Origin of the sequence: Heyndrickxia sp. FSL W8-0423 (assembly GCF_038009395.1) — a bacterium.
Lineage (GTDB): Bacteria > Bacillota > Bacilli > Bacillales > Bacillaceae_C > Heyndrickxia > Heyndrickxia sporothermodurans.
Map to the genome: position 1 here is coordinate 784551 of NZ_JBBPBE010000001.1, position 23803 is coordinate 808353.

Annotated in this window: 30 protein-coding genes; all 30 read right to left on the minus strand. The window is 39.1% G+C overall.

All coding sequences use genetic code 11. The features are described from left to right. Positions 1-17: 17 nt before the first annotated feature. The 30 genes from MKY81_RS03925 to rpoB all read right to left on the minus strand — a co-directional run bounded on the left by MKY81_RS03925 (position 18) and on the right by rpoB (position 23789). The gene (locus MKY81_RS03925; protein ID WP_066226710.1) at positions 18-671 is read right to left on the minus strand and encodes an adenylate kinase; all 654 of its coding nucleotides are present in this window, start codon (positions 669-671) and stop codon (positions 18-20) included. 65 nt (positions 672-736) lie between these two features. After that, positions 737-2029 carry a preprotein translocase subunit SecY gene (gene secY / locus MKY81_RS03930; RefSeq protein ID WP_066226708.1) on the minus strand — a complete coding sequence of 431 codons (1293 nt, stop codon included), beginning with the start codon at positions 2027-2029 and terminating at the stop codon, positions 737-739. Beyond that, positions 2029-2469: a 50S ribosomal protein L15 gene (rplO, locus tag MKY81_RS03935; RefSeq protein WP_066226705.1), complete on the minus strand. Its 441-nt coding sequence runs from the start codon at positions 2467-2469 to the stop codon at positions 2029-2031. The genes secY and rplO overlap by 1 nt, the downstream gene beginning before the upstream one ends. A 31-nt stretch (positions 2470-2500) precedes the next feature. Next, positions 2501-2683 carry a 50S ribosomal protein L30 gene (rpmD, locus tag MKY81_RS03940; RefSeq protein ID WP_066226703.1) on the minus strand — a complete coding sequence of 61 codons (183 nt, stop codon included), beginning with the start codon at positions 2681-2683 and terminating at the stop codon, positions 2501-2503. 13 nt (positions 2684-2696) lie between these two features. Beyond that, positions 2697-3197 (minus strand): 30S ribosomal protein S5, encoded by a 501-nt coding sequence (gene rpsE, locus MKY81_RS03945; RefSeq protein WP_066226700.1) that lies wholly within the window; start codon positions 3195-3197, stop codon positions 2697-2699. Positions 3198-3218: 21 nt separating this feature from the next. Continuing rightward, positions 3219-3581 carry a 50S ribosomal protein L18 gene (rplR, locus tag MKY81_RS03950; protein ID WP_066226698.1) on the minus strand — a complete coding sequence of 121 codons (363 nt, stop codon included), beginning with the start codon at positions 3579-3581 and terminating at the stop codon, positions 3219-3221. A gap of 35 nt (positions 3582-3616) precedes the next feature. Beyond that, positions 3617-4153: a 50S ribosomal protein L6 gene (rplF, locus tag MKY81_RS03955; RefSeq protein WP_066226696.1), complete on the minus strand. Its 537-nt coding sequence runs from the start codon at positions 4151-4153 to the stop codon at positions 3617-3619. Positions 4154-4182: 29 nt separating this feature from the next. Continuing rightward, entirely contained in the window at positions 4183-4581 is a 399-nt protein-coding gene (gene rpsH / locus MKY81_RS03960) for a 30S ribosomal protein S8 (protein WP_066226694.1), read from the minus strand. 29 nt (positions 4582-4610) lie between these two features. Next, entirely contained in the window at positions 4611-4796 is a 186-nt protein-coding gene (locus MKY81_RS03965; protein ID WP_055737812.1) for a type Z 30S ribosomal protein S14, read from the minus strand. A gap of 24 nt (positions 4797-4820) precedes the next feature. After that, positions 4821-5360 (minus strand): 50S ribosomal protein L5, encoded by a 540-nt coding sequence (gene rplE / locus MKY81_RS03970; RefSeq protein ID WP_066226691.1) that lies wholly within the window; start codon positions 5358-5360, stop codon positions 4821-4823. A gap of 26 nt (positions 5361-5386) precedes the next feature. Then, on the minus strand, positions 5387-5698 hold the full coding sequence (rplX, locus tag MKY81_RS03975; RefSeq protein WP_058005974.1) for a 50S ribosomal protein L24: 312 nt from the start codon (positions 5696-5698) through the stop codon (positions 5387-5389). 37 nt (positions 5699-5735) lie between these two features. Continuing rightward, positions 5736-6104, minus strand: a complete 369-nt coding sequence (gene rplN / locus MKY81_RS03980) for a 50S ribosomal protein L14 (RefSeq protein ID WP_066226690.1) — start codon at positions 6102-6104, stop codon at positions 5736-5738. Between the two features lie 43 nt (positions 6105-6147). Beyond that, complete coding sequence (rpsQ, locus tag MKY81_RS03985; protein WP_066226688.1) at positions 6148-6411, minus strand: 30S ribosomal protein S17; 264 nt, start codon at positions 6409-6411, stop codon at positions 6148-6150. Positions 6412-6431: 20 nt separating this feature from the next. After that, positions 6432-6635, minus strand: a complete 204-nt coding sequence (gene rpmC / locus MKY81_RS03990; protein WP_003351417.1) for a 50S ribosomal protein L29 — start codon at positions 6633-6635, stop codon at positions 6432-6434. Then, positions 6625-7059 (minus strand): 50S ribosomal protein L16, encoded by a 435-nt coding sequence (gene rplP, locus MKY81_RS03995; protein WP_066226686.1) that lies wholly within the window; start codon positions 7057-7059, stop codon positions 6625-6627. The genes rpmC and rplP overlap by 11 nt, the downstream gene beginning before the upstream one ends. Before the next feature lie 2 nt (positions 7060-7061). Then, a complete protein-coding gene (rpsC, locus tag MKY81_RS04000) occupies positions 7062-7718 on the minus strand; it encodes a 30S ribosomal protein S3 (protein ID WP_066226684.1) in 657 nt (218 codons plus the stop codon). 3 nt (positions 7719-7721) lie between these two features. Next, positions 7722-8063: a 50S ribosomal protein L22 gene (rplV, locus tag MKY81_RS04005; RefSeq protein WP_066226682.1), complete on the minus strand. Its 342-nt coding sequence runs from the start codon at positions 8061-8063 to the stop codon at positions 7722-7724. 18 nt (positions 8064-8081) lie between these two features. Then, entirely contained in the window at positions 8082-8360 is a 279-nt protein-coding gene (gene rpsS, locus MKY81_RS04010; RefSeq protein WP_066226680.1) for a 30S ribosomal protein S19, read from the minus strand. Positions 8361-8420: 60 nt separating this feature from the next. After that, complete coding sequence (gene rplB, locus MKY81_RS04015; protein WP_066226678.1) at positions 8421-9251, minus strand: 50S ribosomal protein L2; 831 nt, start codon at positions 9249-9251, stop codon at positions 8421-8423. Positions 9252-9289: 38 nt separating this feature from the next. Continuing rightward, positions 9290-9574, minus strand: coding sequence for a 50S ribosomal protein L23 (gene rplW, locus MKY81_RS04020; RefSeq protein WP_107919876.1), 285 nt, complete (start codon positions 9572-9574; stop codon positions 9290-9292). Beyond that, a complete protein-coding gene (rplD, locus tag MKY81_RS04025) occupies positions 9574-10197 on the minus strand; it encodes a 50S ribosomal protein L4 (protein ID WP_066226675.1) in 624 nt (207 codons plus the stop codon). Before rplD ends, rplW begins: the two co-directional genes overlap by 1 nt. Before the next feature lie 29 nt (positions 10198-10226). After that, complete coding sequence (gene rplC, locus MKY81_RS04030) at positions 10227-10856, minus strand: 50S ribosomal protein L3 (protein WP_341116855.1); 630 nt, start codon at positions 10854-10856, stop codon at positions 10227-10229. A gap of 38 nt (positions 10857-10894) precedes the next feature. Further along, positions 10895-11203: a 30S ribosomal protein S10 gene (gene rpsJ, locus MKY81_RS04035; RefSeq protein ID WP_025729837.1), complete on the minus strand. Its 309-nt coding sequence runs from the start codon at positions 11201-11203 to the stop codon at positions 10895-10897. Between the two features lie 333 nt (positions 11204-11536). Continuing rightward, complete coding sequence (tuf, locus tag MKY81_RS04040; RefSeq protein WP_108072414.1) at positions 11537-12724, minus strand: elongation factor Tu; 1188 nt, start codon at positions 12722-12724, stop codon at positions 11537-11539. Positions 12725-12850: 126 nt separating this feature from the next. Then, positions 12851-14929 (minus strand): elongation factor G, encoded by a 2079-nt coding sequence (fusA, locus tag MKY81_RS04045; protein WP_108072413.1) that lies wholly within the window; start codon positions 14927-14929, stop codon positions 12851-12853. Positions 14930-14982: 53 nt separating this feature from the next. Beyond that, positions 14983-15453 carry a 30S ribosomal protein S7 gene (gene rpsG, locus MKY81_RS04050; protein ID WP_066226665.1) on the minus strand — a complete coding sequence of 157 codons (471 nt, stop codon included), beginning with the start codon at positions 15451-15453 and terminating at the stop codon, positions 14983-14985. Between the two features lie 40 nt (positions 15454-15493). After that, positions 15494-15913 carry a 30S ribosomal protein S12 gene (rpsL, locus tag MKY81_RS04055; RefSeq protein ID WP_066226663.1) on the minus strand — a complete coding sequence of 140 codons (420 nt, stop codon included), beginning with the start codon at positions 15911-15913 and terminating at the stop codon, positions 15494-15496. A 100-nt stretch (positions 15914-16013) separates the two neighbouring features. After that, the gene (locus MKY81_RS04060; RefSeq protein ID WP_066226661.1) at positions 16014-16262 is read right to left on the minus strand and encodes a 50S ribosomal protein L7ae-like protein; all 249 of its coding nucleotides are present in this window, start codon (positions 16260-16262) and stop codon (positions 16014-16016) included. Between the two features lie 218 nt (positions 16263-16480). After that, the gene (gene rpoC / locus MKY81_RS04065) at positions 16481-20077 is read right to left on the minus strand and encodes a DNA-directed RNA polymerase subunit beta' (RefSeq protein WP_325948195.1); all 3597 of its coding nucleotides are present in this window, start codon (positions 20075-20077) and stop codon (positions 16481-16483) included. A 154-nt stretch (positions 20078-20231) separates the two neighbouring features. Then, on the minus strand, positions 20232-23789 hold the full coding sequence (gene rpoB, locus MKY81_RS04070) for a DNA-directed RNA polymerase subunit beta (RefSeq protein ID WP_066226657.1): 3558 nt from the start codon (positions 23787-23789) through the stop codon (positions 20232-20234). Positions 23790-23803 lie beyond the last annotated feature (14 nt).

A 23803-nucleotide genomic window follows, 5' to 3' on the forward strand; every position in this document is an offset into this window, starting at 1 on the left:
ATTAGAAGTAATTTCAATTAGTGCTTGATTGTAGCAAGCAATTTATCGATATCAGCAAACACTTTGTTAATATCTTGTTCACCATCAATCGTTTGTAAATAGCCTTTTCCTGCATAAAAATCAAGAAGGGGTTTTGTTTGTTTGATGTTAACATCTAAACGATTTTGAACCGTTTCTTCATTATCATCGGCACGTTGATATAGCTCACCGCCACATCGATCACAAGTACCGGCTTCTTTAGGTGGATTAAATACGAGATGATACGTTGCCCCACAATTTTTACAAATGCGGCGTCCAGTAAGTCTTCCCATCAAAATTTCTTTATCCACATTAATGTTTATACAGTAGTCAATTTTTTTATTCAGATCGCTAAGGATTGCTTCAAGCGCTTCTGCTTGTGGAACTGTTCTTGGGAAACCGTCCAATAAGAACCCCTTCTCGCAATCGTCTTTGCTTAAACGTTCACGAACAATACCAATTGTCACTTCATCAGGGACAAGTTCGCCTTTATCCATAAACGATTTCGCCTTTAAGCCGAGTTCTGTTCCTTCTTTCATAGCAGCACGGAACATATCTCCAGTTGAGATATGAGGGATTGCATACTTATCTACGATTCGTTCGGCTTGTGTTCCTTTACCGGCACCGGGAAGGCCCATTAAGACTAAATTCATTAGTACTTCCCCCTCAAGACTCATTTTAGTTTTAGGAACAAATTGACTGTCCCTAAAACTAACAATTATTTAATAAAACCTTTATAATGACGTTTCACAAGTTGTGATTCTAATTGTTTCATCGTATCAAGTGCAACCCCCACAACAACTAGCAAGCTAGTTCCACCAATTTGTGCAGATGGTGGTAACCCAGCTAAATTCGTAAACAACACTGGAAGAATAGAAATAACGGCTAAGAAAATTGAACCAACAAATGTTAATCGATACAGAACAGATGTTAAGTATTCCTTAGTATTTTTACCAGGTCGAATTCCAGGAATATAACCACCTTGTTTCTTGAGGTTATCAGCCATTTGTTCGGGATTTACTTGTACAAACGCATAGAAATATGTGAAAGCTATAATTAATGCAACATAAATGATCATTCCAACTGGTTTCGTATAATCAAAGATCCAAGTGATCGTGTCTGTGACACTATTTGATCCAAAGAAGGATGCAATTGTTCTTGGAGCGATAATAAACGATACAGCAAAGATAACCGGAATAACACCTGCTGCATTTACTTTTAATGGTAAGTGTGTTGATTGGCCGCCAACAGGATTTTTTCCTGCTAAACGTTGTGCATATTGAATAGGAATTTTTCTTAATGCTTGTTGAATAAATACGACAGCAACAACAATTGCAATTACCACTAATACAATCAGTAATAAGATAACAATTTTAATAAATAATTGTTGACCCGCATTTTTTAATTGTTGTTCAAAAATTTGTCCAACGATCGTTGGAATTCGAGCAACAATCCCAGCCATGATAAGAATTGAGATACCGTTTCCTACACCTTTAGCAGTAATTTCTTCACCAACCCACATTAAAAATGCGGTACCTGCTGTCAACACGATAGCAATGGTTAAATAAGTACCGATCCCTGGATTTTGTATCAGCTGACCTTGTGTCATTGAGTTAAAACCATATGACATTCCAATCGCTTCTATAAAACCAAGAACGATTGTGAAGTATCTAGTAAATTGTGCTAACTTACGTCGACCAACTTCACCTTGCTTCGACCATTCTGTGAATTTCGGAACTACATCCATTTGCAATAACTGGATAATAATTGATGCGGTGATATAAGGCATAATTCCCATTGCAAAAATAGAGAATTGATAAAGTGCGCCACCACCAAATGTATTTAGAATACTAAAGAAACCAGATTGATCATTTGCTTCTAATGCACGAGCATCAACGCCAGGAACAGGAATGTAAGCTCCTATTCTAAACACAATTAACATTAATAGGGTGAATATAATCTTTTTTCTTATATCACCCACACGCATAAAATTGGAGATTGTCTTAATCATTAAATCACCTCAATAGATCCGCCAGCAGCTTCGATAGCTTCTTTAGCAGCAGAGGAGAATTTGTGAGCTTTGACAGATAATTTTTTCTCAAGCTTACCTTTTGCAAGAACTTTAATTCCTGCTTTCTCTTTGCTAATTACTCCTGTTTCAATAAGAAGGACCGGAGTAATTTCAGTACCATCTTCAAAACGATTTAATGCATCAAGATTTACGATCGCATAGTCTTTACGGTTAATGTTTGTAAAACCGCGTTTTGGTAGACGACGGAATAAAGGTGTTTGACCACCTTCAAAACCAGGTCGTACGCCACCGCCAGAACGAGCGTTTTGACCTTTATGACCTTTACCAGCAGTTTTACCGTTACCGGAACCAATACCACGACCTACACGATTTCGTTCTTTTCGTGATCCTTCAGCAGGTTTTAATTCATGAAGTTTCATTGTCGGCACCTCCTTGTATTAGTAAGTTCTATTACTGTTCTTTTACTGTTACGAGATGAGCAACTTTATTGACCATACCACGGATTGCAGCATTATCTTCATGCTCAACAGTTTGATTCACTTTACGCAAACCAAGAGCTTTAACTGTTTCACGTTGATTTTCCGGACGTCCAATCAAACTGCGAGTGAGGGTAATTGCTAATTTGTTTGCCATTAAAATTCCCTCCTTATCCTAACAGTTCTTCTACTGATTTATTACGTAATTTAGCAACATCTTCCGCACGCTTTAATTGCTTAATACCATCGATAGTTGCACGAATCATATTAATTGGTGTATTAGAACCAAGTGATTTAGATGTAATATCAGCTACTCCACCTAATTCTAGTACCGCACGTACAGGACCACCGGCAATTACTCCAGTACCTGGAGAACCTGGCTTCATAAGAATTTGGCCAGCTCCGAATCGACCAATTACTTCATGTGGAATTGTAGTTCCGACAATCGCTATTTCTACTAAGTTTTTCTTCGCATCTTCTACTGCTTTGCGGATCGCATCAGGTACCTCTTGAGCTTTACCAGTACCGAAGCCAACATGACCATTTCTATCACCTACAACTACAAGTGCAGAGAAACGGAAACGACGTCCACCTTTAACAACCTTCGCAACACGGTTAACAGTAACAACGCGTTCTTCTAATTCAAGTTTGTTAGGATCAATGTGACGCATGTATATGTCCCTCCTTTTTTATTAAAATTCTAAGCCGTTTTCACGGGCAGCATCAGCAAGTGCTTTAATACGTCCATGGTAAAGATATCCACCACGGTCAAATACTACAGCTTTAATGCCTTTTTCGACCGCACGTTTTGCGATTAATTCGCCAACTTTTTGCGCTGCATCAATGTTGCTGTTTGATTCAAGGTTAAGTTCTTTATCTAATGTAGAAGCACTAGCTAAAGTTACACCATTTAAATCATCGATCAACTGAGCATAAATGTTTTTATTAGAACGATATACGTTTAAACGAGGACGTGTCGTTGTACCACTTAATTTAGCACGTACACGAGCATGTCTTTTTTTACGTACTTTATTTTTATCTGGCTTAGTGATCACCCGAGGTCACTCCTTTCTATTAGCCTTAAGCCGCATTATTTACCAGTTTTACCTTCTTTTCTACGTACATATTCGCCTTCATAACGAATCCCTTTACCTTTATAAGGTTCAGGTGGACGAACACCACGAATATTGGCAGCTAATGCACCAACGCGCTCTTTGCTAGTACCTTTTACAATAACTTTTGTATTTGAAGGAACTTCGATTTCAAGTCCTTCTTCTGCTTCGAATTCAACCGGATGTGAATAACCTACGTTAAGAACAAGTTTGCTTCCTTGTTTTTGAGCACGATATCCAACCCCGATTAATTCTAGAGATTTTTCAAATCCTTTAGAAACACCTTCAACCATATTAGCTAATAATGCACGAGTTGTACCGTGTAACGCACGGTGTTCTTTTGCATCAGATGGACGAGTGATGTTAATTACGTTCTCTTCAATATTAATTGTAATGTCAGGGCTGAAGCTGCGAGTAAGTTCGCCTTTAGGTCCCTTAACAGTAACGTTGTTTCCATCTAATGTAACAGTTACACCAGAAGGAATTTCAATAGGTTTTTTACCTACACGTGACATTCTATTGCACCTCCATTCATACCTTAGTATTACCAAACGTACGCTAGTACTTCTCCGCCAACTTGTTTGTTACGAGCGTCTTTATCAGTAAGAACGCCTTGAGAAGTAGAAACGATTGCGATTCCAAGACCGTTTAATACTTTTGGAACTTCGTTTGCTTTTGCATATACACGTAAACCTGGTTTACTAATACGTTTAATACCAGTGATTACACGTTCATTGTTCGCACCATATTTCAAAAAGATCCGAATGATACCTTGTTTATTATCTTCGATGAATTCAACATCACGAATAAAACCTTCGCGCTTAAGAATTTCAGCAACTTCTTTCTTGATTTTAGAAGCAGGAACTTCTAGTTTTTCGTGACGCACCATGTTTGCATTACGAATACGAGTAAGCAAATCTGCAATTGGATCTGTCATTACCATTATATTAACCTCCTTCCCAATTTCGGGGTTTACCAGCTAGCTTTTTTAACGCCAGGAATTTGACCCTTATATGCAAGTTCACGGAAACAAATACGGCAAAGTTTGAATTTGCGAATGACTGAATGTGGACGGCCACAACGTTCGCAACGTGTATAAGCTTGCACTTCAAACTTTGGTGTGCGCTTTTGTTTCACGATCATAGATTTTTTAGCCACGTTTTCGCCTCCCTTTTTTAGCGATTACTTTTGGAATGGCATTCCGAGTTGAGTTAATAATTCACGAGCTTCTTCGTCTGTGTTTGCAGTTGTTACGATAACGATATCCATACCACGTACTTTGCTCACTTTATCGTAATCAATTTCAGGGAAGATAAGCTGTTCTTTTACACCAAGTGTATAGTTTCCACGACCATCAAATGCTTTCTTTGAAATACCGCGGAAGTCACGTACACGTGGAAGAGAAACTGAAATTAGTTTATCTAAGAATTGATACATGCGTTCGCCGCGAAGTGTAACTTTCGCACCGATAGGCATTCCTTCACGAAGACGGAATCCTGCAATAGAATTTTTCGCTTTTGTTACAACCGGTTTTTGTCCAGTGATGATTGCTAGTTCTTCAACCGCATTGTCTAAAACTTTAGCATTTTGAACAGCATCACCAACACCCATGTTGATAACAATTTTTTCAATTTTTGGTACTTGCATTACAGATTTATAATTGAATTTGCTCACTAATGCAGGAGCTAATTCTTTTTCAAATTTTTCCTTTAGGCGGTTCATGTCGTGTACCTCCCTTCTTCTAAAAACTATTTATCTAAAACTTCACCAGATTTTTTTGCTACACGTACTTTTTTACCATTAACTTCTTGATAACCAACACGAGTCGGTTCGTTTGTTTTAGGATCTAATAACATAACATTAGATACGTGAATAGCTGCTTCAAAGTTAACAATTCCACCTTGTGGATTAGCTTGTGATGGCTTTGAGTGTTTTTTCACGATGTTAACACCTTCAACGATTACACGGTCTTTTTTAGGAAAAGCTGCTAAAATAACACCTGTTTTCCCTTTATCTTTACCAGTGATAACCATTACTTTATCGCCTTTTTTAACATGCATCTTAATCGCACCTCCTTGGTTTACGAATCAATTATAATTAAAGAACTTCCGGAGCTAAGGATACGATTTTCATAAAATTGTTATTACGAAGTTCACGAGCAACTGGTCCGAAGATACGAGTTCCACGAGGGCTCTTATCATCACGGATAATTACACATGCATTCTCATCAAAACGAATATATGATCCATCCGGACGGCGGACACCACTCTTAGTACGAACAACTACAGCTTTAACAACTTCACCTTTTTTAACAACGCCTCCTGGTGTTGCTTGTTTCACTGTACAAACGATAACATCACCGATGTTAGCTGTTTTACGACCAGATCCACCTAAAACTTTAATTGTTAAAACTTCTCTTGCACCAGAGTTGTCAGCAACTTTTAAACGAGATTCTTGTTGAATCATTATGGTTTACCTCCCTTCGGAAAAACTAATCCGAAACATTCTATTAGATAATAACGGCCTTTTCAACGACTTCAACAAGACGGAAACGTTTTGTCGCTGATAATGGGCGTGTTTCCATAATGCGAACGATATCGCCGATTTTTGCTTCATTCTGCTCATCGTGTGCTTTAAACTTCTTAGAGTATTTCACGCGTTTGCCGTAAAGTGAGTGTTTTTTATATGTTTCTACAAGAACTGTAACTGTTTTATCCATTTTGTCTGAAACAACACGTCCTGTATAAACTTTACGTTGGTTCCGTTCACTCATTTTCGCAAGACCTCCTATCGTTATCGATTATTTACGCCGATCTCTCTTTCACGGATCACCGTTTTCATACGAGCAATCGCTTTACGTACTTCACGGATGCGAGCTGTATTTTCAAGTTGTCCAGTAGCTAACTGGAAACGTAGGTTAAATAATTCTTCTTTTAAAGACTTTACTTTTTGTTCAATTTCGGCAGTGGTTAAATCACGAATTTCATTAGCCTTCATTTGTTTCACCACCAATTTCTTCTCGTTTTACAAATTTACATTTGATTGGAAGTTTATGTGCTGCAAGACGAAGTGCTTCACGTGCTACTTCTTCAGACACACCAGCAATTTCAAACATAATTTTACCAGGTTTTACAACTGCTACCCAACCTTCTGGCGCCCCTTTACCGGAACCCATCCGTACTTCTAATGGCTTAGCAGTATATGGCTTGTGAGGGAAGATTTTAATCCACACTTTACCACCACGTTTCATATAACGTGTCATGGCGATACGTGCAGCTTCGATCTGACGGTTTGTAATCCAAGATGCCTCAACAGCTTGTAAACCGTATTCACCAAATGCAACTTCAGTGCCACCTTTTGCACGTCCACGCATTTTTCCGCGATGTTCACGGCGATATTTAACGCGTTTAGGTAATAACATGATTATTTTCCTCCTTCCTCAGATTTTTTCTTCGCTGGAAGAACCTCTCCACGGTAAATCCATACTTTTACGCCAAGTTTACCGTAAGTTGTATCTGCTTCTGCATGAGCATAATCGATATCTGCACGCAAAGTATGAAGCGGAACTGTTCCTTCACTATAGTGTTCAGCACGGGCAATATCTGCTCCGCCTAGACGTCCAGAAACTTGTGTTTTAATACCTTTTGCACCTGCACGCATAGCACGTTGGATCGCTTGTTTTTGTGCACGACGGAAAGATACACGATTTTCTAATTGACGAGCAATGTTTTCAGCTACTAACTTCGCATCGATATCAGCTTTTTTAATTTCAACAATATTGATGTGTACGCGTTTGCCTGTTAAAGAATTCAATGCTTTGCGTAGTGCTTCAACTTCAGTACCACCTTTACCGATAACCATTCCTGGTTTTGCAGTACGGATAGTAATGTTGATGCGATTCGCAGCACGTTCGATTTCTACGCCAGATACAGATGCATCAATAAGGCGCTTTGCGATGTATTCACGTACTTTTAAGTCTTCGTGTAAAAGATCTGCATAGTCTTTTTCAGCGTACCATTTAGATTCCCAGTCACGAATAACTCCGATACGTAAACCTATTGGATGTACTTTTTGACCCACGAATTATCCCTCCTTCTTTTCTGATACCACGATTGTAATGTGGCTAGTACGTTTAAGGATTTGGCTTGCACGTCCTTGCGCACGAGGACGGAAACGTTTAAGTGTTGGTCCTTCGTTCACATAAGCCTCAGTTACAACTAAGTTATTAATATCCATATCATAATTATGTTCTGCATTAGCAATGGCAGATTTTAAAACTTTTTCTACAACTGGTGAAGCAGCTTTTGGTGTTAAGTTTAAAATTGCTACTGCTTCTCCTGCTTGCTTACCTCGTATTAGATCGACAACTAGGCGTACTTTACGAGGAGCAATACGAACTGTTCTTGCAACAGCTTTAGCTTGCATCAGGATGCCCTCCTCTCATTAACGTCTTGTTTTCTTGTCATCACTAGCGTGACCTTTATAAGTACGAGTTGGTGCAAATTCACCAAGCTTGTGACCTACCATATCTTCTGTAATGTATACAGGCACGTGTTTACGTCCATCATAAACAGCAATCGTATTTCCGATAAATGCTGGGAAGATTGTAGAACGGCGAGACCAAGTTTTAATTACTTGTTTTTTTTCAGACTCGTTTTGAACTTCAACCTTTTTCATTAAATGTTCATCAACAAAAGGTCCTTTTTTTAAGCTGCGACCCATGGTCGAACCTCCTTTCGTGATTGTGCTACGGCCCTTAACGTGAACCGTAGTTCAACCGCGTTATTTTTTGCGACGACGCACAATAAATTTATCAGATTTATTATTCTTCTTACGAGTTTTGTAACCGAGTGTCGGTTTACCCCATGGAGTCATTGGTGATTTACGTCCGATTGGAGCGCGTCCTTCACCACCACCATGTGGATGGTCATTAGGGTTCATTACAGATCCACGAACAGTTGGGCGTTTGCCTAACCAACGAGAACGACCTGCTTTACCGATATTGATTAATTCGTGTTGTTCATTACCAACTTGACCGACAGTAGCACGGCAAGTAGCAAGAATCATACGAACTTCACCAGAGTTCAAACGAACAAGTACATATTTACCCTCTTTACCAAGTACTTGTGCAGAAGTACCAGCAGAACGAACTAATTGTCCACCTTTACCAGGTTTTAATTCGATATTGTGGATAACTGTACCTACAGGAATGTTAGCTAAAGGAAGTGCATTACCTACTTTAATATCTGATTCAGGACCAGATTCAACTTCCATTCCAACTTTTAAATTTTTCGGTGCTAAGATATAGCGCTTTTCTCCATCAACATAATTGATTAAAGCAATGTTTGATGAACGGTTTGGATCATACTCAATTGTAGCAACGCGTCCTGGTATACCATCTTTGTCGCGTTTGAAGTCGATAATGCGGTATTGACGCTTATGACCGCCACCTTGATGACGAACTGTTAACTTACCTTGGTTGTTACGGCCGCCTTTTCTTTTAACTGGTGCAAGTAATGATTTTTCCGGTTGATCAGTTGTGATTTCCGCAAAATCAGATACAGTCATACCACGACGTCCGTTAGAGGTAGGTTTGTATTTTTTGATCGCCATTTTTTTCCCTCCTCTTCAATTTACGTTAGTTTTGTGAATTAAACTTCGAAGAATTCGATTTCTTTGCTGTCAGCAGTTAATGTAACAATAGCTTTACGGCGCTTGTTAGTATAACCAGCATGACGACCCATGCGTTTGAATTTACCTTTGTAGTTCATAACATTTACTTTCGCTACTTTTACATCAAAGATTTCTTCAACAGCATCTTTAACTTGCGTTTTGTTTGCTCTTACGTCAACTTCAAAAGTGTATTTTTTATCAGCCATTACGTCCGTTGAACGTTCAGTGATGACAGGGCGCTTAATGATATCACGTACATCCATTAACCAAGCACCTCCTCTACTTTTTCAACAGCGGCTTTTGTAATGATCAATTGATCATGTGAAACCACATCTAATACATTTACTCCGTTTGCATCTACAACAGTAATACCAGGGATATTACGAGCAGATAGAGCAACGTTTACGTCTGAACCATCTGTAACTACAAGAGCTTTCTTGCCTACAGAAAGGTTTTTTAATACAGCAGCAAATTCTTTTGTTTTCGGTGCATCGAAAGTTAAAGTTTCTAATACTAGAATTTTCTCTTCAAGCACTTTATTAGATAATGCTGACTTAATTGCTAAGCGACGAACTTTCTTAGGTAATTTATAGCTATAGCTACGTGGAACCGGACCAAATACAGTACCACCGCCACGCCATTGTGGTGAACGGATAGAACCTTGACGAGCACGACCAGTACCTTTTTGACGCCATGGCTTACGACCACCACCGCGTACTTCGGAGCGATTTTTCACTTTGCTTGTTCCTTGACGTAATGATGCTCTTTGCATAACTACAGCGTCAAAGATTACATTGTTATTTGGTTCAATACCAAATACGGAGTCATTAAGTTCGATATCACCAACTTGAGATCCGTTTTGGTTATATAGAGCTACTTTCGGCATTCCTGTTTCCTCCTTTCTTTCTAATTAAATTACTTTGCTTTAATCGCAGATTTGATTTTAAGCAATGCTTTTTTAGGACCAGGAACATTACCCTTAATAAGGATAAGATTACGTTCTGCATCTACTTTAACAACTTCTAGGTTTTGAATCGTAATTTGCTCTCCACCCATACGGCCAGGCAACGCTTTTTGCTTGAAAACGCGGTTTGGAGCTACAGGACCCATTGATCCTGGGCGACGATGATAACGGGAACCGTGAGCCATTGGACCACGAGATTGTCCGTGGCGTTTAATAACACCTTGGAAACCTTTACCTTTAGAAATTCCAGTTACATCAATGATGTCACCTTCTGCAAAAATATCAACCTTGACTTCTTGACCAATTTCATACTCATTAGAGTTTACTGCGTCGAATTCGCGAATGAAGCGCTTAGGAGCAGTATTTACTTTTGATACATGACCTTTTTCCGGTTTGTTTGATAACTGTTCACGTTTGTCTTCGAAACCTAATTGGATCGCTTCGTAGCCATCATTTTCAATTGTTTTCTTTTGAAGAACAACGTTTGGAGTTGCTTCAACAACAGTTACTGGGATAAGATCACCATTTTCAGCAAATATTTGCGTCATACCGATTTTTCTTCCTAAGATTCCTTTGGTCATGAGTCACACCTCCTAATATTAATTAACTATTTTATTTATTAAAGTTTAATTTCGATATCTACACCAGATGGCAAGTCCAAACGCATCAATGAATCTACTGTTTGTGGAGTAGGATTTACGATGTCGATTAGACGCTTATGTGTGCGCATTTCGAATTGTTCACGAGAATCTTTATATTTGTGCACCGCACGTAAGATTGTGTATACAGATTTTTCAGTTGGAAGCGGAATCGGACCAGATACGCTAGCACCAGATCTTTTCGCTGTTTCAACAATTTTCTCTGCAGATTGATCAAGGATTCTGTGATCATAAGCCTTTAAACGAATACGAATTTTTTGTTTTGCCATTATTTTCCCTCCTTTATCGCCTATTTTTAGAATAGACATTCTCCGTGGAAATTTCCCACACACGCGCCATGGCAAAGCGGCCGGGTGTGTCAGCAACCTCCCACATCATCGCAGTCAAAGACCAACATTCTCTATTATACATAAAACATAGAAACTATGCAATACTATAATAGTTATTTGTTTGGTTTTTAACACTTTTTACATTATACATACTTATTTCATGTTGTTCAAGTGTATCTGTAATTGTTGTAAAATAATGATTGTTTCGATTCACTAGAACACAGAAAAAAGCAGGCGATCGTCACCGCCTGCTTTATCTATCTTTTGAAATTATTATTTAATGATTGTAGTTACAACACCTGAACCAACTGTACGTCCACCTTCACGGATTGAGAAACGAGTTCCTTCTTCAATCGCGATTGGAGAGATAAGTTCAACGTTCATTTCTGTGTTATCACCAGGCATTACCATTTCAGTACCTTCGTTAAGATGAACGATACCAGTTACATCTGTAGTACGGAAATAAAATTGTGGGCGATAGTTAGAAAAGAATGGAGTGTGACGTCCACCTTCTTCTTTAGATAAAACGTAAACTTCAGCTTTGAACTCAGTATGTGGTGTAATTGTTCCTGGTTTAGCAAGAACTTGACCACGTTGAATTTCTTCACGAGCAACCCCACGAAGAAGTGCACCGATGTTATCTCCAGCTTCTGCATAGTCAAGAAGCTTACGGAACATTTCAACACCTGTTACAGTAGTAGATTTTGCTTCTTCAGCTAAACCGATGATTTCAACTACATCACCAACTTTAACTTGGCCACGTTCTACACGGCCTGTAGCAACAGTACCACGACCTGTGATTGAGAATACATCCTCAACAGGCATCATAAATGGTTTTTCATTGTCACGTTCTGGAGTTGGAATGAATTCGTCAACTGCAGCCATTAACTCAGTGATTTTTTCTTCCCAAACTGGGTCTCCTTCAAGTGCTTTAAGAGCAGAACCTTTGATTACTGGAACATCGTCTCCAGGGTAACCATATTCAGAAAGAAGGTCACGAACTTCCATTTCTACTAATTCTAATAATTCTTCGTCATCTACCATATCACATTTGTTTAAGAATACAACTAGGTATGGTACACCTACGTTACGAGAAAGTAGGATATGCTCACGAGTTTGTGGCATTGGACCATCAGCAGCAGATACTACTAAAATACCGCCATCCATTTGTGCAGCACCAGTGATCATGTTTTTAACATAGTCAGCATGTCCTGGGCAGTCAACGTGTGCATAGTGACGAGTAGCAGTTTCATATTCTACGTGTGAAGTATTGATTGTAATACCACGTTCACGTTCTTCTGGAGCACCATCGATTTGATCATATCCACGTGCTTCAGCACCACCAGATTTTGCAAGAACAGTAGTGATTGCAGCAGTTAAAGTTGTTTTACCATGGTCAACGTGTCCGATTGTACCAATGTTAGCATGTGTTTTAGAACGGTCGAATTTAGCTTTAGCCATTAGGAAAATCCTCCTCAATTTTTAATTTTATTTAAGTATATATATGACGCTTTAAAGATGAGCGCTCATCTTTAAAGCAATCATTTCATATAATGTAGTTATACTTTATAAAGGATCAGAAATCAATTATTCACCTTTATTTTTTTTGATAATTTCTTCAGCAATTGCTTTTGGTACTTCTTCGTAATGATCAAAGTGCATTGTGAACACACCGCGACCTTGTGTACTAGAACGAAGTGCTGTTGCATAACCAAACATTTCTGAAAGTGGAACCATCGCGCGAACTACTTGTGCATTTCCGCGAGCTTCCATACCTTCAACACGGCCACGACGAGCTGTAATTTGACCCATAATATCACCTAGGTATTCTTCAGGGATTACAACTTCAACTCTCATAGTCGGTTCAAGGATTACTGGGTTACATTTTGATGCTGCATTTTTAAGTGCTAGAGATGCAGCAATTTTGAACGCCATTTCACTTGAGTCAACATCATGGTAAGAACCATCATAAAGTTTTGCTTTGATATCAACTAATGGATAGCCTGCTAGTACACCGCGTTCTAGTGCGTCTACTAGTCCAGCTTCAACAGCCGGGATGTATTCACGTGGAACAACACCACCAACAATTGCGTTTTCAAATTCAAAACCTTTTCCTTCTTCGTTTGGAGAGAATTCGATCCAAACGTCACCATATTGACCGCGTCCACCAGATTGACGAGCAAACTTACCTTGTACTTGCGCGCTTGAACGGAAAGTTTCACGGTAAGCAACTTGAGGTGCACCAACATTCGCTTCAACTTTGAATTCACGTTTCATACGATCAACTAGAATGTCTAAGTGAAGCTCACCCATACCCGCAATGATAACTTGTCCAGTTTCTTGGTCAGTATGTGCACGGAATGTAGGATCTTCCTCCTGAAGTTTTTGTAATGCTGTCGTCATTTTATCTTGGTCAGCTTTAGATTTCGGCTCTACAGATAATTGAATAACTGGTTCAGGGAATTCCATTGATTCTAAGATAACTAGATCTTTTTCATCACATAGAGTGTCCCCTGTTGTCGTATCTTTAAGACCAACAGCAGCTGCGATATCCCCAGCATGAACTTCAGTAATTTCAGCACGGTGATTTGCGTGCATTTGAAGAATACGACCAACACGTTCACGTTTTCCTTTAGTAGAGTTCTGTACATAAGAACCAGAGCTTAATGTACCAGAATATACACGGAAGAACGTTAACTTACCAACATAAGGGTCAGTCATTACTTTAAATGCTAACGCCGCAAATGGTTCATCATCGCTTGAATGCTTTTCGATTACTTCATCTGAATCAGGTGCAGTACCTTTAATAGCAGGCACATCTAACGGAGATGGAAGATAGTCAATAACCGCATCAAGCATTAATTGAACACCTTTGTTTTTAAATGCTGATCCACAGATAACTGGGTAGAATTCTACATTAACAGTACCTTTACGAATAGCCGCTTTTAGCTCTTCAACAGTGATTTCTTCACCGCCAAGGTATTTTTCCATCAATTCTTCATCAAGTTCAGCAACCGCTTCGATTAATTTTTCACGATATTCTTCAGCTTGATCCTTGTATTCAGCAGGGATTTCAGTTTCTTCAATCTCAGTCCCTAAATCATTACCATACATAATAGCCTTCATTTCAACGAGGTCAATAATACCTTCGAATTGATCTTCGGCTCCAATTGGTAATTGGATCGCATGAGCGTTTGCTTGTAAACGGTCATGTAAAGTGCCTACAGAATATAAGAAATCCGCACCGATTTTATCCATTTTATTAACGAATACAACACGTGGTACTCCATATGTTGTTGCTTGGCGCCAAACAGTTTCTGTTTGAGGTTCAACCCCGGATTGGGCATCAAGAACAGCTACCGCACCATCTAGTACACGAAGTGAACGTTCAACTTCAACTGTGAAGTCTACGTGTCCTGGTGTATCGATAATGTTTACGCGGTGACCTTTCCATTGTGCAGTTGTTGCAGCAGATGTAATTGTGATACCACGTTCTTGTTCTTGCTCCATCCAGTCCATTTGAGATGCACCTTCATGTGTTTCACCGATTTTATGAATTTTACCAGTGTAATAAAGGACACGCTCAGTTGTTGTCGTTTTACCAGCATCGATGTGTGCCATGATACCGATATTGCGAGTATTTTCTAAGGAGAACTCTCTTGCCATTGGTTTTTTCTCCTTCCTAATATGAGAATAGTATTTTTTGATTGAAGGTTAGATTACCAACGATAGTGAGCAAACGCTTTGTTTGCTTCTGCCATCTTATGAGTATCTTCACGCTTTTTAACAGCAGCACCAGTATTATTAGCTGCATCTAAAATTTCGTTAGCTAAACGCTCTTCCATCGTTTTTTCTCCACGAAGACGAGCGTAGTTTACTAACCAACGTAAACCTAATGTAGTACGACGTTCAGGACGAACTTCTACAGGAACTTGATAGTTAGCACCACCTACACGACGCGCTCTAACTTCAAGTACAGGCATGATGTTTTTAAGTGCTTGATCAAACACTTCCATTGGATCTTTACCAGTACGTTCACGAATGATATCAAAAGATGAATAAAGAATAGTTTGAGACTTACCTCTCTTACCATCTACCATCATTTTGTTAATTAAACGTGTAACTAATTTTGATTTATAAATCGGATCTGGTAATACATCTCTTTTTGCAACAGGGCCTTTACGTGGCATTGTATTTCCTCCTTTCAGAAAGGTTTATAGTTAAATGTTATTATTTTTTCTCTTTCGGACGCTTAGTACCGTATTTTGAACGGCCTTGTCTACGGCTGTCAACACCAGCTGTATCTAGCGCACCACGTACGATATGATAACGTACCCCCGGTAAGTCTTTTACACGTCCACCGCGAATTAATACAACGCTGTGTTCTTGTAAGTTATGGCCAATACCAGGAATATAAGCAGTTACCTCAATACCGTTTGTTAAACGAACACGGGCATATTTACGAAGCGCTGAGTTCGGTTTTTTCGGTGTCATTGTACCGACACGTGTACATACACCACGTTTTTGTGGTGAAGTTATGTCTGTGTTCACTTTTTTAAAGCTATTATAACCTTTATTAAGTGCTGGAGACTTAGACTTTGTAATTTTTGATTTACGAGGTTTACGTACTAATTGATTAATAGTAGGCATTAATATATCCTCCCTTCCGATTTTGTTTAAGCCCACACATCCAGGTGGTTCATTTTAAAGCAAAAACAAAGTTTCTGCAGTTTGTTCTGCAAAAACAGTTTTAATAAATAACCGCAACAGCAGCAGCCCCAACTTCTATTCCGCATACCTTTCCGAGTTTCTTCATTGAATCAACCATCGTAATCGGTACGTTCATATCGTTTGCAACCTGAATTACATTTTTAACAACTGCAGGATCAGCGTCCTCAGCTACAAGCAGTTCATCCATGTTGTTATTTTTAAGAGCTTTTACTGTTTGTTTTGTTCCTACAACAATTTGTTTAGCCTGCTTTACTTTTTCATAAGACATTTATCATATCCTCCAAAGCAACAGGTGTATGATAGGAGCACCTTGAATATAGTATCATTTTCAAATATTAATGTCAACACAGTTAAAAAATAAAAATCAAACGTGCGCCGGTAATTTCTACCGGCAGCACAATCTGAGTTCATAGAAAGGACTACTACTATTGAAAGATATCAGGAATATATACCTTTCTTCCAATTTTGCCATCCTACTTACCTTTATTATTCTACGATAGCATGTTCATCTTCTTCTAAAGGAACAACGGGTTCTGCTCTACGGTAACGTTGCATACCAGTACCTGCAGGAACAAGTTTTCCGATAATAACATTTTCCTTTAATCCAAGTAGTTCATCACGTTTTCCTTTAATCGCTGCATCTGTTAGTACACGTGTTGTCTCTTGGAATGACGCCGCTGAAAGGAAGGAATCCGTTTCAAGCGATGCTTTCGTAATACCAAGTAATACAGGACGACCTGTAGCTGGTAATTTCCCTTCTAAAATAACCTTTTCGTTTGCATCGGTAAACTGATGGATATCAAGTAATGATCCTGGTAATACATCTGTATCTCCAGCGTTGATTACTCTTACTTTACGAAGCATTTGGCGAACCATTACTTCGATATGCTTATCGCCAATTTCTACCCCTTGCATACGATAAACCTTCTGTACCTCTTTAAGGAGATACTCTTGAACAGAATTAACATCACGAACTTTAAGTAATTCTTTCGGATCAATTGAACCTTCTGTTAATTCTTGTCCGCGTTCTACTTTACTATTTACAGCCACTTTTAGGCGTGAAGTATATGGAGCATTGTATGTCCTCGTTTCGACATCACCTTGAACTGAAATTTCTTGTTGTCGGTCTCTTCCTTCAGTAATCGAAACGACAACACCATCAATTTCTGAAATAATCGACTGTCCTTTTGGATTACGAGCTTCAAATAGCTCTTGAATACGAGGCAGACCTTGTGTAATATCGTCTCCGGCAACCCCACCAGTATGGAATGTACGCATCGTTAACTGTGTACCTGGTTCCCCGATCGATTGCGCGGCGATAATACCAACCGCTTCACCTACTTCAACTTCCTGACCAGTCGCTAAGTTACGTCCATAACATTTTTTACAAACACCGTGACGTGTATTACATGTAAATGCTGAACGAATCCATACTTCTTCAATTCCCGCATTAACAATTTCTTTCGATAAGTCTTCCGTAATTAAACCATTTTCAGCAACAAGTACTTCCCCAGTTTCAGGATGTTTAATCGCTTTTCTTGCATAGCGACCAATTAATCGTTCTTCTAATGTTTCGATTATTTCTGTACCTTCTTTTAGTGAACCAACTAATAATCCCCTATCGGTACCACAATCATCTTCACGAACAATTACATCCTGTGCAACATCAACAAGACGACGTGTTAAGTAACCTGAGTCAGCTGTTTTTAATGCTGTATCAGCAAGACCTTTACGCGCACCGTGAGTGGAGATAAAGTATTCCAATACAGTTAATCCTTCACGGAAACTTGATTTAATTGGCAACTCAATGATACGACCTGCCGGGTTGGCCATCAATCCACGCATACCCGCTAACTGTGTAAAGTTAGATGCGTTACCACGGGCACCTGAGTCACTCATCATGAAGATTGGATTTCGTTTATCGAGTGATTCCATTAGTTTTCCTTGAATAGTATCCTTCGCAGCACTCCAAATAGAGATAACTCGATCATAACGTTCATCTTCAGTAATTAGACCACGTCTGAATTGTTTCATAACATTATCAACTTTGCTTTGAGCATCTGCTAAAATATGCTCTTTTTCGCCTAATACAACGATATCAGCGACACCAACCGTGATCCCGGCTTTGGTAGAATATTTAAATCCTAAATCCTTCATACGGTCAAGCATTTTTGATGTTTCAGTTATTTGGAAACGTTTAAAGACTTCCGCGATGATATTTCCAAGAAACTTTTTAATAAATGGCTTGATAATTGGTTGTTTACTAATATGTTCTTTCACATCGACATCTGTATCAACAAAGTATTTCTCCGGAGTTTTTTCTTCCAAATTCATTTTTGTTGGTTCATTCATATAAGGGAATGACTCAGGTAATATTTCATTGAAAATTAATTTACCTACAGTTGTGATAAGAAGTTTCGATTTTTGTTCTTCAGTAAATGTTTGATTATTCACCGAACTTGCATGTACGGCAATACGCGTATGCAAATGAACGTACCCATTTTGATAAGCAAGTAAAGCCTCATTTATATCTTTGAAGATTTTACCTTCTCCAACCGCACCTTCACGTTCTAATGTTAGATAGTAGTTACCTAATACCATATCTTGAGAAGGTGTTACAACCGGCTTACCATCTTTCGGGTTAAGAATGTTTTGAGCAGCCAGCATTAATAGTCGTGCTTCTGCTTGTGCTTCAGCAGAAAGAGGTACGTGAACCGCCATTTGGTCTCCATCAAAGTCTGCATTATATGCAGTACAAACAAGTGGATGCAGGCGAATTGCGCGACCCTCAACAAGTGTTGGTTCAAACGCTTGAATACCTAATCTATGCAGAGTTGGTGCACGGTTCAATAATACCGGGTGTTCTTTGATTACTTCCTCTAAAACGTCCCAAACTTCAGGTTGAACACGTTCAATTTTTCGTTTTGCACTTTTAATATTATGAGCCAAACCTTTTTCAACAAGCTCTTTCATTACAAAAGGCTTGAATAATTCAAGGGCCATTTCTTTTGGAAGACCACATTGATACATTTTCAAACTTGGTCCAACGACGATTACAGAACGACCAGAGTAATCTACACGTTTACCAAGAAGGTTTTGACGGAAACGTCCTTGCTTTCCTTTTAACATATGTGAAAGAGATTTAAGCGGGCGATTTCCCGGCCCTGTTACAGGACGACCACGACGTCCATTATCAATTAAGGCATCTACAGCTTCTTGAAGCATACGTTTTTCGTTTTGCACAATAATGCTAGGAGCACCTAAATCTAAAAGTCGTTTTAAGCGATTATTACGATTAATCACTCGACGATATAAATCATTTAAATCGGAAGTAGCGAAACGTCCACCTTCTAATTGAACCATCGGTCTTAATTCAGGTGGAATAACAGGTAGAACGTCTAAAATCATCCAGTCAGGTTCGTTTCCGGAGTGACGGAATGCTTCTAAAACTTCTAGTCGTTTAATCGCTCTTGTACGACGTTGTCCTTGAGCTGTTTTAAGCTCCTCTTTTAGCATATCTACTTCTTTGTTTACATCAATATCTTGGAGTAGTTTTTTCACAGCCTCCGCACCCATTGATGCTTGGAACTTATTACCGTATTTTTCGCGATATGCACGATATTCTTTTTCAGAAAGAAGTTGTTTCTTTTCTAATGGTGTATCTCCTGTTTCAGTTACTACATAGGAAGCGAAATAGATGACTTCTTCTAATGCGCGTGGGGACATGTCTAATACAAGACCCATACGACTTGGAATTCCTTTGAAATACCAAATATGCGAAACTGGTGCAGCAAGTTCAATATGACCCATACGTTCACGACGGACTTTTGAACGAGTAACTTCAACACCACAGCGGTCACATACTACGCCTTTATATCGTACACGTTTATACTTTCCGCAATGACATTCCCAGTCCTTTTGTGGACCAAATATACGTTCACAAAATAGACCGTCTTTTTCAGGCTTCAAAGTTCTATAATTGATTGTTTCTGGTTTTTTTACTTCGCCAAAAGACCAAGAGCGGATTTTATCTGGTGAAGCAAGACCAATTTTCATATACTCAAAATTATTTACATCTATCAAGGGTCTACCTCCCTTTTCGTCTACAAGTTTTACCCGAAGAAATACAACTAGCGCCTTTTCGCTTAGGCCTACCTCCATGAGACGAAACCTAAGGGGCTTGGCGCTAGAGCAACATTAATCAATTGAATATATATTTCTAACTGTCTAAAAGGACTTATTCCTTTGAGGCAACAATTTCTGATTCTTCTCTAGACTCAGGTGCGATGTTTAAAGTGTCAGCTTGATTTACATCATCTTCATCTTCTAAGTCTCGCATTTCAATTTCTTGATCATCGCTAGATAGAATCTTGACATCCATACCTAAACTTTGTAATTCCTTGATCAATACTTTAAATGATTCAGGAACACCCGGTTCAGGAACATTTTCACCTTTTACAATAGCCTCATAAGTTTTCACACGTCCTACAACGTCATCAGACTTAACTGTTAGGATTTCTTGTAGTGTATATGCAGCACCATATGCTTCAAGTGCCCATACCTCCATCTCACCAAAACGTTGTCCACCGAATTGTGCTTTACCACCGAGCGGCTGTTGAGTTACAAGTGAGTATGGTCCTGTTGAACGAGCATGGAGCTTGTCGTCTACCATGTGTGCCAATTTAATCATATACATGATACCAACTGATACACGATTATCAAACGGTTCCCCTGTACGACCATCATAGAGGATTGTTTTCGCATCGTTCGCCATACCGGCTTCTTCAATTGTTTCCCAAACATCTTCTTCTGTTGCACCGTCAAAAACTGGTGTTGCTACATGTATACCAAGATACCTTGCTGCCATACCTAAATGTAATTCAAGAACCTGACCGATATTCATACGAGAAGGAACCCCTAGTGGATTTAACATAATATCTACCGGTGTACCATCAGGTAAGAATGGCATATCTTCTTCAGGGAGAATACGGGAAATTACCCCTTTGTTACCGTGGCGTCCCGCCATTTTATCCCCTTGGTGAATTTTACGTTTTTGCACAATGTATACACGTACGAGTTGATTAACACCCGGCGGAAGTTCATCTCCATCTTCACGGTTAAAGACTTTAACATCTAAGACAATTCCTTCACCGCCATGTGGTACTCGTAGTGAAGTATCACGGACTTCACGCGCTTTTTCACCAAAGATTGCATGCAACAAACGTTCTTCAGCTGTAAGTTCTGTCACACCTTTTGGCGTTACTTTACCGACAAGCAGATCTCCGTCTTTTACTTCTGCACCAACACGGATTATTCCACGCTCATCTAAGTTACGTAGAGCATCTTCCCCAACATTCGGGATATCACGTGTCATTTCTTCTGGCCCTAGTTTTGTATCTCGGGCTTCCGATTCATATTCTTCTATATGGATAGATGTGTAAACATCATCTTTAACAAGTCTTTCGCTCATAATAATGGCATCTTCATAGTTATAGCCATCCCAAGTCATAAATGCTACTAGTACATTTCGACCTAGTGCTAGTTCCGCTTTCTCCATGGAAGGTCCATCACCAAGTACTTCACCTTTTACAACACGATCGCCAACACTAACAATTGGACGTTGATTGTAGCATGTTCCTTGGTTTGAACGAATAAATTTTTGTAGGCGATATTTATTTAAATCACCTTTAACTTCTTGGCCATCAATATTTTTAACTTGACGCACCCAAATTTCTCGCGCTTCAACATGCTCAACAATTCCATCATGTTTACAAATTACCGCTGCTCCGGAGTCTTTAGCTGAAACATGTTCCATACCTGTTCCAACAATTGGAGCTTCCGGCTGCATTAGAGGTACTGCTTGACGTTGCATGTTCGCTCCCATTAATGCACGGTTTGAATCGTCATTTTCTAAGAATGGAATACATGCAGTTGCGGCAGAAACTACTTGCTTAGGTGATACATCCATATAGTCGATGCGGTCACGCTTAAACGCAGTATTTTCACCTCTAAAACGAGCAATAACTTCTTCATCGGCAAATGAACCATCTTCAGCAATTCTAGAATTTGCCTGTGCTACAACGTAATTATCTTCTTCATCTGCAGTCAAATAATCAATCTGATCTGTTAACTTACCAGTTTCAGGATCAACGCGGCGATAAGGTGTTTCAATAAATCCATATGGATTTACTTTCGCATATGACGAAAGTGAGTTAATCAACCCAATGTTTGGACCCTCTGGCGTTTCAATCGGACACATACGACCATAATGCGAATAGTGAACGTCACGTACTTCCATTCCTGCACGTTCACGAGTTAAACCACCAGGTCCTAATGCAGAAAGTCTTCGTTTATGCGTTAATTCTGCTAGCGGATTGGTTTGGTCCATAAACTGTGAAAGCTGCGAGCTACCAAAGAATTCTTTAATAGCAGCAATGACTGGGCGAATGTTAATTAATTGCTGTGGTGTTATCGTGTTTATGTCTTGGATGGACATTCTTTCACGAACAACTCTTTCCATACGCGATAATCCGATACGGAATTGATTTTGCAACAATTCGCCAACAGAGCGTAGTCGACGGTTTCCTAAATGGTCAATATCATCAGTAATACCAACCCCGTGTAGTAAATTAAAGAAATAACTAATGGAAGAAATAATATCTGCAGGTGTAATGTTTTTTACACTTGCATCTACGTTAGCATTACCTATTACATTTATTACCTTTTCTCCATCGTCAATCGGAGCATAAATTTTTATGGATTGAAGAACGATATCATCTTCTACCACACCACCAACTTGTGGGTAGACTTTAAAACCAGTTCCATTTTCCAAATTAGGTAAGATTTTATCTAATGTACGGCGGTCAAGAGTAGTTCCCTCTTCTGCGATAATTTCACCTGTTTCAGGATCCGCTAGCGTTTCTGCTAATCTCTGACCGAAAAGACGATTTTTTAAATGTAGCTTTTTATTAATTTTATAGCGTCCAACATTTGCTAAATCATAGCGTTTTGGATCAAAGAAACGTGATATTAATAAACTTTTTGCATTTTCTACTGTAGGAGGTTCACCTGGACGTAAACGTTCATAGATTTCTAACAACGCCTTTTCCGTACTCTCCGTATTATCTTTTTCAAGAGTATTACGAATGTACTCGTTGTCTCCTAATAGATCGATGATTTCTTGATCAGAGCCGAACCCGAGAGCACGCAAAAGAACAGTTACAGGTAATTTTCTTGTACGATCAATACGTACATAAACTACATCTTTTGCATCTGTTTCGTATTCGAGCCAAGCACCACGGTTTGGAATAACAGTCGCACCAAAACCTTGCTTTCCGTTTTTATCCATTTTTCCGTTAAAATACACACTCGGTGATCGAACAAGCTGTGATACAATAACTCGTTCTGCACCATTAATGATAAACGTACCTGTTTCTGTCATTAATGGGAAATCACCCATAAATACATCTTGATCTTTCACTTCACCAGTCTCTTTATTTACAAGACGAACTTTTACACGAAGAGATGCAGAATACGTAACATCACGTTCTTTACACTCTTCCACAGAGTATTTTGGTTCGCCGAGACTATAATCAATAAATTCTAAAGATAGATTTCCAGCGAAATCTTCAATAGGCGAAATGTCTTGGAACATTTCTCTCAAACCCTCATCAAGAAACCATTGATACGAAGAGGTTTGAATTTCAATAAGATTTGGTAATTCTAGAACTTCGCTAATACGCGCAAAACTTCTGCGTTGGCGGTGTCGTCCATACTGAACAAGTTGACCTGTCAACTAAATTCACCCCT